Source organism: Nesterenkonia halophila (genome assembly GCF_009467795.1).
GTDB lineage: Bacteria > Actinomycetota > Actinomycetes > Actinomycetales > Micrococcaceae > Nesterenkonia > Nesterenkonia halobia.
Genome location: NZ_WIAX01000006.1, coordinates 32,459 through 49,760 on the forward strand (window position 1 = coordinate 32,459; position 17,302 = coordinate 49,760).

The window sequence follows — 17,302 nt, forward strand, 5'->3', positions numbered from 1 at the left end:
TCCACGAGAAGGTGATCCTGCCGGAAGGTCAGAAGTGAGCAGAGACGACATGAGCACCGCCGGATCGGCGGTGCACGAAGACCTGGTCAGCGCCGCGTCCACGGAGCAGGCCGTCGACCACGCCGCGGCGCGGGCCGACCGCGTCGCGGACCCCGCGGACCCGGTGGCGGCCTGGGCGGAGTCGCTGGACTCAGGCGCGGACAACGACACGATGCTGCGCTTCACCCCGTCGCGGCAGAACGCCGTCGACCTCACCGACGCCAACTCCTCGGGTCAGATGCAGCTCTTCGCCGGACGGCGCACGCGCCTGTCGACGCTGCTCAACGAGGACGCCGCCTTCGCGGCTGGACGCGAGGCCGCCGCGGCGATCCGCGCCAAGGTCCGCGAGATGTCCGAGGAGCGCGGCATCGACGTCGGGCATCTCGCCGCCGGCGTCGCCGGCTGGACCGAGGAGACCGCCGCCGGCGCCGAGCAGTTCACCGCCCCGGTGATGCTGGTGCCGGTCTCGCTGCGGCCGCGGCCCGACGGCGACGACTTCGAGGTCCAGTTCACCGCCCCGGCCCGGCTGAATCCGGCGCTGGCTCGGCATCTGGCCGACCGCCACGGACTCGTGCTGGATCCGGCCGAGTTCGAGGCCGCCGGATACGCCACGGCGCGCTTCGACCCCTCGCGCACCTCCGAGCTGCTCGACCGGCTGGCCGCCCGCCGCGCCGGAGAGTCCGAGGACGGCGACGGTGCGCTGGGCTCGCTGCAGGTCTGGCGCCAGGTCTACCTGTCGACCTTCGCCGACGTCAGCGGTCTGGGTCGGCCCGCCGGGCTGGACTCGTCGCATCCGGTGCTGCGCGCGCTGGCCGCGTCCGAGCCGCTGTCACAGCCGGAGGCCGACGCCGAGGCGCAGGCGGCGCCGAGCCTGGACGACCGCGATCCGCAGGACGAACGACTGGTGGTCGACGCCGACGCCGATCAGCAGGCGGTGCTCGACGCCGTCGCGGCCGGGCAGTCGATAGCGGTGTCCGCCCCGCCGGGCACCGGACAGACGCAGACGGCGGTCAACGCCGTCGCCGCGCTGGCCTGGGCGGGCAAACGCACTCTGGTGGTCTCCGAGCGGGCCGCCGCGGTGGAGGAGTTCACCCGCCGGCTCTCGCAGGCGCGGTTGGGCACGCTGGCGCTGCAGGTGCCGGCGTCGACGACCACCGAGGACCTCCGGCAGCAGCTCATCCGCGCGATCAAGCGGGTCGAGCGCTCCGAGCCGCCGCGACTGACCGGTCTGCAGGAGCGGCTGCGCGAGCGCCGGCACGAGCTCGTCGACCACGTGGACTCGCTGCACCAGGTGCGCAGCCGGTGGAGCTGCTCGCCGTATCAGGCGATGCAGGCGCTGGCGGCGCTGACCTCGCTGAACCCGGCGCCGTCGACGAGCGTGCGGCTCAAGCGCTCGGTGCTGGACACCACAGTGGACCGCAGCCAGGTCACGGTGAAGCTCGTGCGCGCCGCCGAGCTGGGCGCCTTCTCCGCCGAGACCCGGCGCAGCCCCTGGTACAACGCCCGGCCGCGGAATCGGCAGGAGACCGACGACGCGGCGGCTCTGGTCGCCCGGCTGCGCGAGGAGCTGCCGCGGCTGAAGGGCCACATGGAGACTGCGGCCGCGGTCACCGGGCTGCGGCCGGGGACCTCCTTCTCCGACTGGCACGCCCAGGTGATGCTCTTCCAGCGGGTGCAGGAGTCGCTGGGGAAGTTCGCCCATGACGTCTACACCAAGCCGGTCGACGACCTGATCGCCGCCACGGCCCCGGGCTGGTGGCGCAAGCAGCACGGTGTGGAGATGACCTCCATCGCCCGCTCGCGGCTGCGCCGGGTGGCCAAGGAGTACATCCGCCCCGGCGTCTCCATCCATGATCTGCATTCCTCGCTGGTCGAGGTCCAGACCGAGCGCGAGGAGTGGGCCGAGCACGCCGTCGACGAGGTCCGGCCGAAGGTCCCGAAGAACCTGGACCGGCTGGCCGACGCAGTGGGCGCCGTGCAGTCGCATCTGGAGAAGCTCGTCGAGGTGCTCGACCCCGACGTCGCCGAGCGGCAGCTGCACGGCGTCGCCGGCGGCTCCGAGCCGGCCGGCGGCGACGGCGCCGCGGACTCGGCCGGCTCCGGGCGTCGAACGCTGCTGGACATCCCGTTCGCCCGCATGGTCGACATCGTCGAGGCCCTCGCCGAGGACCCGGAGCCGCTGGAGACGCTGCCCGAGCGCACGCTGGTCACCGAGCAGCTGCGCGAGCAGGGCTTCCGGGAGCTGATGGAGGACCTGGCCGAGCGCGAGGTCCCGGCCGAGCGCGTCGCCGACGAGCTGGAGCTGGCCTGGTGGCAGTCCACGCTGGAGGCGATGATCTCCGGCGACGACTATCTCGCGATGACCTCGGGGGAGAATCTGCGGCGCATCGAGGAGGAGTTCCGCGCCGCCGACGCCGCCCACATCGAGGCCGGCGCCCGGCGGCTGGACCACAGCCTGTCGGTCCGCTGGAAGTCCGCCGTCGAGGCTCATCCCCAGGCCGCAGCGCGGCTGAAGGAGCTGCTGCGCGACGGCAGCCCGACGGTCGCGGCGCTGGACGAGGTCGCCGACGAGCTGGTCCAGCCGCTGGTCCCGGTCTGGACGAGCTCCCCGCTGGGTCTGGTCGAGCAGTTCCCCGAGGACCTGCGCGCCGACGCGGTGGTGCTGCTCGACGCCGAATCGCTGTCCACGGCGTCGGCGCTGGGCGCGATCACCCGCGGCGCGCAGGTGGTCGCCTTCGGCGACCCGGCGACCGGGGTGCCGAAGCCGCTGCAGATCTCCGCCGATCCGACGGCTCCGGCCGTCGGCCGGGAGGTCCCCGAGTCGATCCTCGACCGGCTGGCCCGGGTGCTGCCGGTGCACCGGCTGCGCCGCGTGCACCGCGGCGTGGACCAGGAGCTCACCGAGCAGCTCTCCGAGGAGGTCTACGACGGCGACCTGATGCGCCTGCCCGACGCCGCGCAGCTGACCGGCCAGGGGCGCCGGCTGACGGCGGAGTCGCTCGCCGAGTCCTCTGCCGTGCCGAGCGCCGGCGACGTCCCCGACTCGCCGACGCGCGAGGTCAACCGCGTCGTCGACATGGTCTTCGACCACATCCGGTCCCGGCGGGACGCCTCGCTGGCGGTGATCACCGGCTCGGAGCGCCACGCCCGCCGGGTGGCCGACGCGTTGAAGGTGAATCTGGCCAACCACTCCTGGGCCCGGGGCTTCTTCGAGGCCGAGGGGCGCGAGCGGTTCGTCGTCGCACCGGTGGAGCGGGCCCATCACCTGGTCCGTGACCAGGTGATCTTCTCGCTGGGCTTCGGCCGCGGCGTGGCCGGCGACCCGGTGCGCGAGTTCGGCGCTCTCTCCGGCCCCCGCGGCCGCGAGTACGCCGCCGTCGCCGCCACCCGAGCGCGCGAGCAGCTGCGTCTGGTGACCTCGCTGACGCCGGACCAGCTCGACGTCGCGTCGTTGGATCCGGGAGCGGCGCTGGTGATGCGGCTGGTCGACCGCGGCCTGCGGGGCGGCGGCAACCCGACGGCGTCGGCGACGCTGACCGACCCGCTGGTGCTGGACCTGGTCGACCGCATCCGGGCTCGCGGCGGTCGGGTCGAGGACGGCTTCCACGGGACGCTGGATCTCGCGGCCTGCCCGCGCAAGATCTCGCCGCAGGTGCCGGTCACCCCGGTGGCGATGGTCTCCGACGGCACCGACGGCTATGCGGCGATGTCAGTGCGCGAGCGCTCCCGGCAGAATCCCGAGCAGTTCGAGCAGCTGGGCTGGACCCACGTGGTGCTCTGGACCATCGAGGTCTTCACCGATCCGGCGCGCTGCACGGAGACGGTCGCCGAGAAGGTCGGTCTGGCCGCCGGACCGGAGTTCGCCGAGCACGGCCGCATCGCGCTGAAGACCACCGGCGCTCTGGCCGACCGCGAACCGGAGGAGGCTGTCGGGGCCCGCGTGCGCTTCGGCGGGGCCGCCGACGTCGGCGACGAGGACTCCCGGCGCCGCGCGACGACTGAGCCGTCGTCGCGTCAGCACGACCGGACCAGCTGAGCCGATGCCCGCGGACCGCAGCGAGGATCGCGTCGAGGATGTCGTCGGGGCGGAGGGCGCCGAGCGGCCGAGCCCTCGGGGCCCGGGCGCCCGCGCGGTCCGGCGCGGGCGGCGCGGGGCGCGACGGGTGGTGGCTCCGGCGACGTCGGGCCGGCCGGAGTCCGAGGAGGCCCGGCGGTTCCACTCCGCCTCTGCCGACGGCGACGCGGCGACGCGCGAGCCGACGTCCGGCACGGCCGACGACGGCTCGGAGGAGTCGGCGCAGGCGCCGAGGACGCGCGTGGCCCGTCCGGCCGAGGGAGCCGAGCGGCTGAGCCCGCGCGACCGGTGGATCCTCGAGGAACGTCCGCCGCACTGGTGAGACTCTCCGGGGCCTTCCTGCACAGGCCTCCGCTGTCCGCGTCGGACACGCCGTTCCGTCCACAGCTCCCCGGACGCTGCTGGTCGCCAGGGCCCGCTGCGGCGACGCTGGAGCCATGAGCACAGCCTCCCGTGGATCCGCCGCCTCCGCCGCCGGTTCTTCCCCGGCGCCGTCGCTTCCGCCGACGTCGCGTCGAGCCCGCCGTCTCGGCCAGCAGCAGCCGATGCGCCTGCCGGCCCCGCCGCGTCCCACTCCGGCTGCCGCGCGGAGCGGGACGCCCGATCCTGACTCCGTCACCGCGGATCCGCCCCCGCCGGGCCGCGGGGACCGGACGCGACCTGCGGGGCGGAGCCATCGATCCGGAAATTGGTCCGGGCGCCGGTCCGGGCGCCGGTCCGGCGGCCGGTCGGCGCGGCGACCGCGCGGAGAGCGTCCGCCGCGGATGGCGCGCCGGCTCCGCGGCGCCTCGTCGACGCGCGTGGTGCGCCGGATGCGCCTGCCGCTGGCGCTGCTCTTCGCCTGCTGCGCAGTGGCCGCGGGGATGCTCGCCGGCGGCACGGCGCCGCCGGGCGAGAGGGTCACCGTCGTGCGCACCACCGGCGAGGCCGCGGCGGGCGAGAGATTGGAGGCGGCCCAGCTGGAGACGGCCCGGGTCGAGGCCGCCTCAGTGCCGGCCGGGGCCGCGGCCGCCGCGTGGGGCGGGCCGGGGGAGGGCGGGGACGGGGCCGGAGAGGAGCTCCTCGACCGAGTGGCCGGACGTCAGGCGGCCGTGCCCCTGCCGCAGGGGGCCGTGGTCCTGGAGACTCAGCTCGTCGGGCCGGGGCTGCTCGACGGGCAGGATGAGGAGGTGGTGGCCATGCCGGTGCGGCCGGCCGACACGGCGCTGGTCGGGATGCTCACCCCGGGGCGTCGGGTCGACGTGCTGGTCTCCGGGTCAGGCCCGGAGGGCATGCCGCCGGCGGAGACGGTCGCGGAGGCGGCGCCGGTCCTCTGGACGCCGCAGAGCGTCTCCGACGACTGGCTGCCGGCTGATGATCAGGCCGGCGAGGTGGTGATCCTCGCCGTGGAGCCCGACGTCGCCGAGACGCTGGCCGAGGCCGCTCACCGTGGGCGGATCGATCTCAGCCTGGTCGAGTGAGCCTGGTCGAGTGAGCACGGGCGGCCGGCCTGGTGCGGCGGCGCCGCGAGGGCCGGCCGCCGGTGGGGGCGACCCGGTGCGTGCCGCTCAGGAGGAGGCGGCCTGGGCGCCGGAGCTGTTCGTGGATCCCGACGCGGCCGAGGAGGACTCGGATCCGGAGGAGCTCGTCGAGGACTCGGAGGAGCTCGAGGAGTTCGAGGATCCGGAGGAGGTCGACGACTCCGACGAGGAGCCGGAGGAGGACCCGGACGAGGAGCTCGAGGCACTGTCGGAGGACGAGCCGGAGCCGCGGGAGTCGTTGCGATAGAAGCCCGATCCCTTGAAGGTCACCCCGACGTTGCCGAACTTCTTGCGCAGCGTGCCGCCGCATTCGGGGCACTCGGTCAGCGAATCCTCGCTGAACGGCTGGACGATGTCGAAGGCGTGGCCGCAGTCCTTGCAGCCATAGGCATAGGTGGGCATCGAGATTCCTCGGGGGACAGGTCATGGCGGCGCGTCCGCCGCCGACGGATCGGGCAGACGCTCCATTCTATACTGCGCCGCATCCCGCCCCCGCATCGCCGGCGGGGGACGCGGCATCGGCGGGCGCGTCGGTCATCCGGTCAGGTCGAGCCGCACCGGACCCTGCGCGGTGATCGCTCGGGCCACGCGCAGATCATGCGGTTCGACCGGGATATCGCCGGCGGAGAGCAGCTCCTCAGGATGGACCACGGCGATCCGCTCCGGACCCGCGGCGCCCTCAGGATCGGCGCCCTCCGGCTCAGCGTCAATGCCCGCCGGACCGGCGTCGACCGTGTCCTCGCCGGTCTCAGGGCCCGGCCCCAGCAGGCGGTCGTAGTAGCCGCCGCCCTGCCCCAGGCGCACCCCGTCGCGGCCGACGGCCAGAGCCGGAACCAGCATCACGTCGACGTCCCTGGGGACCTCCAGAGCAGCGGGTTCTCCGGCGGGCTCGTCGAGGGGGAGCTGCCGACTGCGCCGCATCGTCGTCTCCGGGGTCCACGGGATCCACTCCATGCGGCGTGCGGGACCGGGCACCACGCGCGGCAGCAGCACAGTGCCGCCGCGCGCCAGGTGGGCGGTCAGGAACGGGCCGACATCGGGCTCGCCGGTCATCGGCCGGTAGGCGGCCACGACGGCCGTCGGGCGGATATGCGCCTGCAGCACCGCGGCGATCTGGTCGGCACGGCGGGCCTGCTCCGCGGCGTCGAGCCGGGTCCGGGCGGCACGCAGTCGGCGGCGCAGCTCAGTCTTCGTCGACATGCCCCCAGCCTATCCGCCGCCTCCGACCTGCGGTGAGTGCGGCCCGCGGGAACGCCGCCGCCGGCGGGAACCGGGAGGCCGGCGAGGTCGGCGTCGTCGCCGTCGGCCGGAGGAGATCACGCCGGGTCGGGGGGAGCCGGCCTCGTCCGGCGTGCCGGCCGCCGTCGCGGTGTCCACCACCGGAATCGGCGTGGTCAGCCCCGCATGCGTGCTGCTGGGCAGGCTCAGCAGGCGCAGGACCTCGCCGGCGCGCCGCGTCCAGGTGTGGCGCTCGACGACGGCGGCCCGGCCGGCGAAGGCCATCCGCGCCCGCAGATCCGGCTGGTCGGCCAGCTGGCCCAGTGCCGCGGCCAGGGCGCCGACGTCGCCGGGCGGGACCAGCAGTCCGCGGTCGGCGTCGGAGATCCGCTCGGCCGAGTCCACCGGTTCACGGGTCGACTGGTCGCCGGAGGTGCCCTGCCGAGAGGCCGGGCTGCGCAGCAGCGCCGGCAGATCGCCGACGGCCGAGGCGACCACCGGCACGCCGCAGGCGAGGTGCTCGTAGACCGTCAGCGGCGAGATCGGCCGCCCCTCGCCCTCCTGCGCGGCGGGGAAGGGGGCCACGGCCACGTCGACGCGAGTGAGCATCTGGGGCATGTCCGCAGAACGGATCGGTCCGTGGAACGTCACCTGACGGTAGGCGTCGAGCTCCGCGGCGCGGACCTGCAGCTGCTCCATCTGCGGGCCGCCGCCGATGATCTCCAGCATCCAGTCGCTTCGCCGCGGGTGGGGCGCCTCGGCCAGCGCGCGCAGCAGCAGGTCGATGTCGTGGCGGGGGTCGAGCGAGCCGACCAGCCCGACGGTGAACGGAGCCCCCGGGTCGCGGTCGGCGGGGATGAACCGGTCGGTGTTGACGCCGTGGGGGACCACGGCGAGGCGGGACGCCGCCGCCTGCTCGGCCGCGGAGCCGCGCTCGGCACCCTGCTCGTCCTGTTCCTCCTGCTGGTCCGCGGCGTCGCTCCCGTCGCCGGCGAGCAGCTCGCCGGCCCACCGGGCCAGCGAGCTGGAGGCGCAGGTGATCAGGTCCGCCGCCGTCAGCGCGCGGACGGTGGGGGACCAGCAGGAGGTCGTCGCGTCGGTGCGCTCCTCCACCAGCGGGGCGTCGAGCTCCATGACCAGCTGGGCGGAATGTCCGGCGGCGGCCAGCTGCTCCTTCACCCGGGCGCCGGCGTCGGAGAACATCGAACAGCGCTCGTAGATCAGGTCGAACGGCACCGCCTCCTCGACGGCGCGGGAGGCCAGCTGCGCCGCGGCATGGCCGACGGCCTCGCGGCGAGCGTCGCCGGCGGACTCCGCCCCGGCCCCGCCGGATCCCGTCGGGGGCGCATCCTCGGCCTCGGCCGGCTGCACCGGACTCCGCGGCACCTCGACCGGCACGGTGACCACCGGCAGGTCCCGCAGGCCGGCGGGCTTCAGTCCAGACCCCGTTCCCGAGGCCTCCTCCGGACGGTCCTGCCGGGTCAGGCAGAACACGGTGACGTCGTGGCCGTGCGCCTGGAAGGCACGGATCATCTCCTGCACGCGGACCGAGGCCCCGGTCGTGCCGAAGAGCCCCACCGCAGGGTCGACGAGCAGATAGGCGATCTTCATGTCAGTTCCTTCCCCACCAGGTGCGTCCTGCCGGTCGACGGCGCGACGGCGCGACGGCGTCGGCGCCGAGCTGCGCGGGCGCCTCGGCGCTGACGGTACGTGGCGAGTCTCGGCGTCAGCTGTGCACCGTCTGAACGTCCGACGGCGGTCCGCTGGAGCCGCGGGGGATCACGATCGACCCGGCGATCGACCGCCCCGACCGCCGTCGGGCCTGCTAGGCTCCGCCACGGAACACCGAGGATGGCGCCGCGGCGACCACCGGTGATCCGTCGAGGCGACGACGCAGCGAGGCAGCGAGGAGAGACCTGCATGAAGGTGCTGGTGACCGGAGGAGCCGGCTACATCGGAGGCGTGGTGGCACAGCAGTTGCTCGCCGGCGACCACGAGGTGGTGATCCTCGACGACCTCTCCACCGGCCATGACGACGCCGTGCTGGCGGGAGCGCAGTGGCACGAGGGCAGCATCGCCGCCGCCGGCGAGGTGCTGGACTCCAGCTTCGACGCGGTCATCCATCTGGCGGCGAAGTCCCTGGTGGGCGAGTCCGTCCAGCACCCCGAGCGGTACTGGCACGGCAACATCGTGGCCTCGCTGGCGCTGATCGACGCCGTCCGCGCCGCGGGCGTGCCGCGGTTCATCTTCTCCTCGACCGCGGCGGTCTACGGCACGCCCGTCAGCGACGCGATCACCGAGGACCATCCGACCGCCCCGATCAACCCCTACGGCGCCTCGAAGCTGGCCATCGACCACATGCTCGCCGCCGAGGCGACCGCCCACGGGCTGGCCGCGGCGAGCCTGCGCTACTTCAACGTCGGCGGCGCCAGCGACGGGCTCTCCGAGCGCCATGACCCGGAGACGCACCTGATCCCGAATCTGCTCCGGGCCGCGGCCGGCGGCGGCGAGCCGGCGAAGCTCTTCGGGACCGACTACCCGACGCATGACGGCACCGCGGTGCGCGACTACATCCACGTGCTCGACCTCGCCGACGCGCATCTGCGCGCGATGGAGCAGATCCGGCCGGGCACCCACGAGGTGTTCAACCTCGGCACCGGCGTGGGCTCCAGCGTGCGCGAGGTCCTCGACGCCGTCGAGACCGTCACCGGTCGTCGGGTGCCGGTGACCGAGGAGGGCCGCCGCCCCGGCGATCCGGCCACGCTGGTCGCCTCCGGGGAGAAGGCCCGCGAGGTGCTGGGCTGGACGCCGCGGCGCGCCCTGGTCGACATCGTCCGCGACGCCTGGGATCACCTCTGAGCCGACCCCGGTGCTGAGCCGACTCCGGCGCTGAACCGCACGCGGCGTCGTCGCGATGCGCCGCCGCGGGGCGTTCAGCCCTTCCGGGCGGCGACGGCGGCGTCGTAGAGCTCGCGGGAGGTCGCCCCGTGCGCGGCGGCGACCTCCTTGGCCGCGGCCTTGACCTTCTCTCCCGCCTCGGCCCGGCGCAGCACCTCGGCCACCAGGTCCTCGTGGGAGGGCGCCGCCTGCTCCGCGGCGCCGCCGATGACCAGCACCACCTCGCCGCGCAGCTGCCGGGAGGAGATCTGCTCGGCCAGCTCGGCGAGGCTGCCGCGCAGCACCTCCTCGTGCTTCTTGGTCAGTTCCCGGCACATCGCCGCGCCGCGTCCGCCGCCGAGCTGCTCGGCGCATTCGGCCAGCGTGGCCGCCGTGCGATGCGGGGACTCGAAGAGCACCGTGGTCCATTCCTCGGTGGCCAGCCGATGCAGCAGCCGACGGCGCTCGGCGCCCTTGCGCGGCATGAAGCCGGCGAAGGTGAACCGGTCGGTGGGCAGTCCGGAGAGCGCCAGGGCGGTGGGCACCGCCGAGGCTCCGGGGGCGGCGGTGACCTCCACCCCCGCCTCGACGGCGGCGGCGACCAGCCGGAATCCGGGGTCGGAGACGGCCGGCATCCCGGCGTCGGAGACCACCAGCACCCGGGCGCCGGCGGCGGCGCGCTCGACCACCTCCGCGGCGCGGGAGGCTTCGTTGTGCTCGTGCAGGCTGACCAGCCGCCCGGTCGGGCGCACGCCCAGCGCCTGGCACAGGTGCCGGGTGCGACGGGTGTCCTCGGCGGCGACGACCTCGGCGCTGGCCAGCAGCGCGCGCAGCCGCGGGCTGGCGTCGGAGAGATTGCCGATGGGGGTCGCGGCGAGCACCAGCGGCACGTCCCAGAGGCCGGCGGGGACGGCGACGGCGGAGGTTCCGTGCTCGTCCTCGGCAGCGTCCTCGGAGGCGTCGTCGGCGCGGTCGGCCGGGGCGTCCTCCGGGGCGTCGTCCTGCGGTCCGCCCCGGAGCTCGTCCTGCGCGTCGTGGTCGGACATGGCGGCGGCCTCCATCGGCGGACGGGGTGCGGGAGCGTTCCGGAGATGCGTCGGCGACGTCGCGACCGTCCGGAGTGGGAGCGCCGAGGTCTCGGAGCTCGCCACGTAGCATACCCACCGTGACCCGCCAGACTCCCATCGTCGCCGCGACGGATCGCGCGACGTCGACCGAGGCCGCCCTCGGCGCCCGGCGCGCCCGGCTGATCCGTCGACTGGGCGCCGAGCCCTTCCGTCCGGGCCTGTGGGGCGTCTGGATCCCGGCGCTGGTGACGATGCTCGCCGCCGCGCTGCGCGTGCCCGGGCTGGCGCGTCCGCATGAGCTCATCTTCGACGAGACCTACTACGCCAAGGATGCCTACGCCCTGCTGCAGGCCGGCTACGAGCTCTCCTGGCCGGAGGAGGCCGACGAGGCCTTCCTCGCCGGGGCCCCGGCCCCGGAGGACGAAGCCTCCTTCGTGGTCCACCCGCCGCTGGGCAAGTGGCTCATCGCGCTGGGCATCCGCGCCGTGGGGGCGGATTCGGCCGTCGGATGGCGGATCGCCTCAGTGGTCGCCGGGGTGCTGACCGTGCTGCTGGTCGCCCTGATCGCGCAGCGGATGTTCCGCTCGGTCTTCCTGGGCGGGGTCGCCGGCGTGCTGCTGGCGGTGGAGGGCCACCACCTGGTGATGAGCCGGGCGGCGCTGCTCGACATCTTCCTCTCGCTGTTCGTGCTCGCGGCCTTCGGCGCACTGCTGGCCGACCGCTGGCAGGGACGACGACGGCTGGCCGCGCTGCTGGCCCGTGCCCCGGAGGCCGGGGGCGGGGACGGCGGCTGTGCCGGAAGCGGGCGCGGTCCGCTGCTGCTCTGGCGCCCGTGGCGGCTGGCCGCCGCCGTGCTCCTGGGCTGCGCGACGTCGGTGAAGCTCTCGGCGCTGGCCTTCGTCGCCGTCTTCGGCGTGCTGGTCGTGCTCTGGGATCTGCAGGCCCGCCGCGCGGCCGGGCTGCGCGGCTGGTCGAGCGCCGGGCTGCGAGACGGGCTGCTGGCCGTGGTCACCGTGCTGCCGCTGGCCGCGGTCACCTATGTGATCACCTGGACCGGATGGCTGGTCACCTCCGGCGGCTGGGGGAGGACCTGGCATCTGACGCATCCGGCCGAGGGCCTCGGGCAGCTGGTGCCCGGGCCGCTGCGGTCGCTGTGGCATTACCACGTCTCCATCCTCGAGTTCCACGAAGGGCTCAGCGACGGGCACGACTACGCCTCCTCGCCCTGGACGTGGCCGTTCATGGGACGTCCGGTGTCGATGCACTACGAGTCGATCGAGGCCGGGTCGTCGGGATGCGGGGAGGCGGCGTGCTCGCAGGCGGTGCTCGACCTGGCGAACCCGGTGATCTGGTGGGGCGGGCTGGTCGCCCTGCTGGTCGTCGTCGCCCTGTGGCTGGGACGTCGGGACTGGCGCCACGGGGCGATCCTCTCCGGCGTCCTCGCCGGATGGGCGGTCTGGCTGTTCTTCCCCGCCCGGACGATGTTCTTCTTCTACACCGTCGCCTACGAGCCCTTCCTGATCCTGGCGCTCGTCGCCGTCGCAGCCCTGGTGATGCGCCGCGGAGCCGCCCGCGCCGGCAGGCGTCGACCGGGGCGCGCGGGGTCGTCTCAGCGTGCGGCGGCGCTCGTGCTGGCCTTCGTCCTGCTGGCGACGGCGGCCTCGATCTTCTTCCATCCGCTCTGGACCGCGGAGCTGATCCCGACGGACCAGTGGCAGTGGCGCATGTGGCTGGAGTCCTGGGTGTGAGTCGCTCGGCCGATAGAGTGGCGACTGTGACTGCTGACGCCCCGATCACCGAGGCCGCCACCGAACAGGTGGCGCATCCTGACCCGGCGACCAACGTGACCGACGGGGTCCTCGCCCTGTGCGAGAGGGACCCCCGATGCCCCGTCTACGCGGTGCCCAACGGCGTCGGCGGCTGGGTGGACGTGACCATCGACAGCTTCGTGGGACAGGTGCGTCATACTGCTCGAGGGCTGATCGGCCTCGGCGTGGGCGTCGGCGACCGTGTGGTGGTCATGGCCCCGACCAGCTACTGGTGGGCGGTGATCGATCAGGCGATCTGGTTCGCCGGCGGCGTCTCGGTCCCGATCTACGAGACCAGCTCCCCGCAACAGGTGGCCGACGTCGTCCGCCATGCGGCGCCGCGACTGGCGCTGGTCGGCGGCGCGGAGATCGCCGAGACGGTCCGTCGCGGCGTCGAGGCCGCCGCTGGGGGACAGGGGACCGGCGAGCACGGGGCCGGTGCACCGGATCCGGACGACCGGGACCGCCCCGCCGCGGAGGCGGTCCGGGTGCTGGCCGTCGACGGCGACGAGGCGCTGCGCGCGATCGCCGCCCACGGCGACGGCGTCGACGAGGCGACGCTGGAGGCGGCCCGCTCGGCGGCGTGCCTGGACGACGTCGCCACGCTGGTCTACACCTCCGGGACCACCGGCCGCCCCAAGGGGGTGCGCATCACCCACCGCAACCTGGCCGAGGGAGCGGCGAACATCGTGCCCTTCGCCCGCGACATCCTCGGCGCAGGGCCCTCGCGCACGCTGATCTTCCTGCCGCTGGCCCATGTGCTGGCCCGGGCGGTGCAGCTGATCTGCCTGCACCACGGCATCCAGGTCGCCCACAGTCCCGGCGCCGCCCGGCTCACCGACGACCTGGCCAGCTTCCGCCCGGAGTGGATGCTCGCGGTGCCGCGGGTCTACGAGAAGGTCCACCATTCGCTGCAGGACGCCGCCCGCGACGCCGGCCGCGCACAGATCGCCGAGTCGGCGCGGCGCACGGCGGTGGAGTACTCGCAGGCCCGGCAGCGGCAGGCCGACGGCGGGGACGGTCCCTCGACGGCGCTGCGGGCTAAGCGCGCGCTCTACGATCGGCTGGTCTACCGCCGGCTGCGCGACCGGCTCGGCGGGCAGATCCGCTATATGGTCTGCGGCGCCTCCGCACTCAACCCGGAGATCGCCCACTTCTTCACCGGAGCCGGCCTGCCGGTCCAGGAGGGCTACGGACTGACCGAGTCCACCGCGCCGATCACGTTGAATATCCCCGGGGCCACGCGGCTGGGCACTGTGGGGCTGCCCGTGCCGGGCAGCACCGTGCGCGTGGCCGACGACGGGGAGGTCCTGCTGCGCGGATCGGTGGTCTTCGACGGCTATCACCGCGACGAGCGGGCCACTGAGGAGGCCTTCGACGACGCCGGCTTCTTCCGCACCGGCGACCTGGGCGCCCTGGACGAGGACGGATACCTGGCGATCACCGGCCGGAAGAAGGAGCTGCTGGTCACTGCCGGGGGCAAGAACATCCACCCGGCGCCGTTGGAGGAGCGGATCCGGCTGTGCCCGCTGGTGGCGCATGCGGTCGTCGTCGGCGACGATCGGCCGTTCGTGGCCGCGCTGATCACCCTCGACGCCGAGGCAGTGGCCTCCTGGAGCGCCGCGGCCGGCCACGAGGAGATGAGTCTGAGCGAGGCCGCCGAGCATTCCGCAGTGCGCGTGCAGGTGCAGCAGGCCGTGGACGCGGCCAACGAGGCGGTCTCGCGAGCCGAGTCGGTGCGGACCTTCCGGATCCTGCCGCTGGAGTTCAGCGAGGAGACCGGACACGTGACGCCCTCGCAGAAGCTGCAGCGGCACCGGGTGATCGCCGACTGCGCCGAGGAGATCGAGGCGATCTACTCCCGCTGAGCTCGCCGGACGGTCCCGTCCCTCCCCGTCCAGTGGGGCGGGGACACCACCCGTCCCCGTCGTGTTCCGATGTCCCGGTCCAACTGGACGAGGCCCGGCGAACAGCACGGGGCCGATCCGTCGGGAGGAACAGCACGGACGGATCGGCCAGAACCGAGCGGTGGTCCGGGGCCAGCTGCTCGGCGTCTCGAGGAGCCGGAATCGACGTCGTCGGCCGGGCCGGCGGCGACGGCGGCTAAGCTGGGGTGCTGTGAGTGATGAAGCTGCGAGCGAGCCCGCTGTCCGCGAACCGCATCCCGTCGTGCCCGGCGAGACCCCGCCGGTCTATCGGCCCCAGGAAGCCTCTGCCCCCGAGGACGAGTCGCCTCGGCGCGATCCGGCGGAGGAGAACTCCGGCCGCCGTCGGCGTCTGGAGTACCCGCCGGCGCCCGAGCCGCTGGCAGTGTCGGTGATCGACAACCACGCTCATCTGGACTTCCGCGACGGTCAGGCGGCGGTGAGCGTCTCCGAGGCGCTGGACGCCGCAGCGTCGGTCGGCGTCGCCGGGGCGATCAACGTCGGCTACGACGTCGCTTCCAGCGAGTTCTCCGTCCGCGCCGCCCGCCAGGACCGTCGGCTCAAGGCCGCCGTCGCGCTGCACCCCAACGACGCCCCGGAGCTGGCGGCCGCCGGGACGTACGACGACGCGCTGGCCCGCATCGCCGAGCTGGCCGGCGACGAGGAGGTCGTCGCAGTCGGCGAGACCGGCCTGGACTACTTCCGCACCGGTGAGGAGGGGCGTGCCGCCCAGCGCCGCAGCTTCGCCGATCATCTGCAGCTGGCCGCCGAACAGGGCCTGCCGGTGCAGATCCACGATCGCGACGCCCACGACGACGTCGTCGCAGTGCTGCGGGATGCCCCGCGGCTGCCCGAGGTGGTCGTCTTCCACTGCTTCTCCGGCGACGCCGAGCTCGCCCGCATCTGCACGGAGAACGGCTGGTACATGTCCTTCGCCGGCACGGTGACCTTCAAGAACGCCGAGTCGCTGCGCGAAGGGCTCGACGTCGCCGATCCCGAGCTGATCCTCGTCGAGACGGACACCCCGTTCCTCACCCCGCACCCGCACCGCGGCCGGCCCAACGCCCCGTATCTCATCCCGCAGACGATGCGGCTGATGGCCGAGCGGCGCGGCGTCGAGCTGGACGCCCTGTGCCGGCAGGTCATGGACAACACCGTCCGGGCCTACGGAGCGTGGCTGTGAGCGGCCCGGGCGACGGCGCCGCGGGCGGCGAGCTGCTCAGCGCGCCGCGGATCCGCGCCCTCGCCGAGGAGCTGGGGGTGCATCCCACCAAGCAGTGGGGGCAGAACTTCGTCGTGGACCCGAACACGATCCGGCGGATCGTCGGCCTGGCCGAGCTCGACGGCTCCGAGCATGTGCTCGAGGTCGGCCCCGGGCTGGGGTCGCTGACGCTGGGACTGCTGGACGAGGCCGCGCAGGTCACCGCCGTGGAGATCGATCCCCGGCTCGCCGCGCGGCTGCCGGAGACGATGGAGCAGATGCGTCCCGCCGGCGCGGGGCGGCTGCGCGTGATCCGCCAGGATGCGATGACGCTGGGGACTGACCGCGCCGACGGGCGGAGGGTCGGCGGGTCCGGCTCCGGCGGGGAGGCGCTCGCCGGCGACGACGTCGACGCCGAGGTGGGCGCCCCGGACGTGCTGGTGGCCAACCTGCCCTACAACGTCGCGGTGCCGGTGGTGCTGCATCTGCTCCAGGTCCTGCCCAGCCTCACCAAGGGGCTGGTCATGGTCCAGGACGAAGTCGCCGACAGGCTCTGCGCGGGGCCGGGGTCGAAGATCTACGGGGTGCCCTCGGTGAAGGCCGCCTGGGACACCTCGATGCGCAAGGCGGGAGTCGTCGGCACGCGGGTCTTCTGGCCCGAGCCGCGGATCTCCTCGGGACTGGTGCGCTTCGACCGGCGCGATCCGGCCTCGGAGACGGTGAGCCGCCAGGAGGTCTTCGCCGTCGTCGACGCCGCCTTCGCCCAGCGCCGCAAGACGCTGCGGGCGGCGCTGTCCTCGCTCGCCGGCTCGGGAGTCGACGCCGAGGAGGTGCTGCGCGCCGCCGGCGTGGATCCCCGGGCGCGCGGCGAGACGCTGGAGGTCGGCGCCTACACGCGGATCGCCGAGGCGCTGCGGGGCCGGGGCGACGACGACCCCGACGCTGAGGACGGGCCCGACCCGGAGGCGAGCGCTCCCTGAGATGACCCGGCCGCCCTCGTCGACGTCGCCCCGGCGGGGCCGTGGGTGGTTCCTGCTGGCCGCGGTCTGCGGCACGCTCCACGCCGCGACGAGCCTGGTGTGGGCCGCCGGGGGCGACTGGCTGCTGGCGACCGCCGGCGGGTTGGCGACCGCACTTGTGGAGGACGCCCCGGGGTCGGCGGCGGCCGCGCTGGGCGCCGTCGGAGCGGCGAAGCTCGCCGCCGCCTGGACGCCGCTGCTCGTCGAGCGGATGCCCGGACGGCTCCGACGCCTGCTGCGCGCCGCCGAGTGGTGCGCAGCCGTCGTGCTGCTGGCCTACGGCCTCGTCTGGCACATGCTGCTCAGCGGCGTCGGGCTGCTCGGGCTGTTCGGCGCACCGGAGGCCCCCGTGGCGCTGGCCGGCCACCTGCTGATCTGGGGGCCGCTGTTCTCGCTGTGGGCCGCGGCGCTGCTGGCAGGCCTGGCGCGTTCGAGACTCCTCGGCGGCGATTCGCGGCCCAGTCGGTGACCTGGAGCGATTCCTCGAGAGCGGCTGGTGGTGAGCTGGACGTCGGCGCGGACGCCGTCCAGTCGCCCGCGATAGAGTGCCGGA

13 protein-coding genes are annotated in these 17,302 nt (G+C 74.3%); 9 read left to right on the plus strand and 4 right to left on the minus strand.

Annotated elements, in window-relative coordinates; translation table 11 throughout:
• Positions 1–49: 49 nt before the first annotated feature.
• From GCL72_RS02625 to cpaB, 3 genes are all read left to right on the plus strand, one after another.
• On the plus strand, positions 50–4,075 hold the full coding sequence (locus GCL72_RS02625; RefSeq protein ID WP_170289537.1) for a DUF4011 domain-containing protein: 4,026 nt from the start codon (positions 50–52) through the stop codon (positions 4,073–4,075).
• A 4-nt stretch (positions 4,076–4,079) separates the two neighbouring features.
• Positions 4,080–4,436, plus strand: coding sequence for a hypothetical protein (locus GCL72_RS02630; protein WP_153143163.1), 357 nt, complete (start codon positions 4,080–4,082; stop codon positions 4,434–4,436).
• Between the two features lie 442 nt (positions 4,437–4,878).
• Positions 4,879–5,574 carry a Flp pilus assembly protein CpaB gene (cpaB, locus tag GCL72_RS02635; RefSeq protein WP_153143164.1) on the plus strand — a complete coding sequence of 232 codons (696 nt, stop codon included), beginning with the start codon at positions 4,879–4,881 and terminating at the stop codon, positions 5,572–5,574.
• A gap of 87 nt (positions 5,575–5,661) precedes the next feature.
• Here the strand turns inward: cpaB and GCL72_RS02640 are convergent, their stop codons facing one another.
• The 3 genes from GCL72_RS02640 to GCL72_RS02650 all read right to left on the minus strand — a co-directional run bounded on the left by GCL72_RS02640 (position 5,662) and on the right by GCL72_RS02650 (position 8,463).
• Positions 5,662–6,036 (minus strand): FmdB family zinc ribbon protein, encoded by a 375-nt coding sequence (locus GCL72_RS02640; RefSeq protein ID WP_153143165.1) that lies wholly within the window; start codon positions 6,034–6,036, stop codon positions 5,662–5,664.
• Positions 6,037–6,168: 132 nt separating this feature from the next.
• Positions 6,169–6,834: a 5-formyltetrahydrofolate cyclo-ligase gene (locus GCL72_RS02645; protein ID WP_153143166.1), complete on the minus strand. Its 666-nt coding sequence runs from the start codon at positions 6,832–6,834 to the stop codon at positions 6,169–6,171.
• Positions 6,835–6,843: 9 nt separating this feature from the next.
• Positions 6,844–8,463, minus strand: a complete 1,620-nt coding sequence (locus GCL72_RS02650; protein ID WP_153143167.1) for a glycosyltransferase family 4 protein — start codon at positions 8,461–8,463, stop codon at positions 6,844–6,846.
• A gap of 309 nt (positions 8,464–8,772) precedes the next feature.
• On the opposite strand from GCL72_RS02650, the gene galE reads away from it, so the two are divergent.
• A complete protein-coding gene (gene galE / locus GCL72_RS02655) occupies positions 8,773–9,711 on the plus strand; it encodes a UDP-glucose 4-epimerase GalE (RefSeq protein ID WP_153143168.1) in 939 nt (312 codons plus the stop codon).
• A gap of 74 nt (positions 9,712–9,785) precedes the next feature.
• Here galE and rsmI read toward each other — a convergent pair whose 3' ends face one another.
• Positions 9,786–10,775 (minus strand): 16S rRNA (cytidine(1402)-2'-O)-methyltransferase, encoded by a 990-nt coding sequence (gene rsmI / locus GCL72_RS02660; RefSeq protein ID WP_153143169.1) that lies wholly within the window; start codon positions 10,773–10,775, stop codon positions 9,786–9,788.
• Positions 10,776–10,894: 119 nt separating this feature from the next.
• Here rsmI and GCL72_RS02665 point away from each other — a divergent pair, with 119 nt between their 5' ends.
• The 5 genes from GCL72_RS02665 to GCL72_RS02685 all read left to right on the plus strand — a co-directional run bounded on the left by GCL72_RS02665 (position 10,895) and on the right by GCL72_RS02685 (position 17,218).
• The gene (locus GCL72_RS02665) at positions 10,895–12,544 is read left to right on the plus strand and encodes a dolichyl-phosphate-mannose--protein mannosyltransferase (protein WP_153143170.1); all 1,650 of its coding nucleotides are present in this window, start codon (positions 10,895–10,897) and stop codon (positions 12,542–12,544) included.
• 26 nt (positions 12,545–12,570) lie between these two features.
• Positions 12,571–14,472 carry an AMP-dependent synthetase/ligase gene (locus GCL72_RS02670; protein ID WP_153143171.1) on the plus strand — a complete coding sequence of 634 codons (1,902 nt, stop codon included), beginning with the start codon at positions 12,571–12,573 and terminating at the stop codon, positions 14,470–14,472.
• 301 nt (positions 14,473–14,773) lie between these two features.
• Positions 14,774–15,712, plus strand: a complete 939-nt coding sequence (locus GCL72_RS02675; protein ID WP_153143277.1) for a TatD family hydrolase — start codon at positions 14,774–14,776, stop codon at positions 15,710–15,712.
• A complete protein-coding gene (gene rsmA / locus GCL72_RS02680) occupies positions 15,709–16,710 on the plus strand; it encodes a 16S rRNA (adenine(1518)-N(6)/adenine(1519)-N(6))-dimethyltransferase RsmA (protein ID WP_153143172.1) in 1,002 nt (333 codons plus the stop codon). The genes GCL72_RS02675 and rsmA overlap by 4 nt, the downstream gene beginning before the upstream one ends.
• 1 nt (position 16,711) lies before the next feature.
• Positions 16,712–17,218, plus strand: a complete 507-nt coding sequence (locus GCL72_RS02685) for a DUF3995 domain-containing protein (protein ID WP_153143173.1) — start codon at positions 16,712–16,714, stop codon at positions 17,216–17,218.
• Positions 17,219–17,302: the final 84 nt, after the last annotated feature.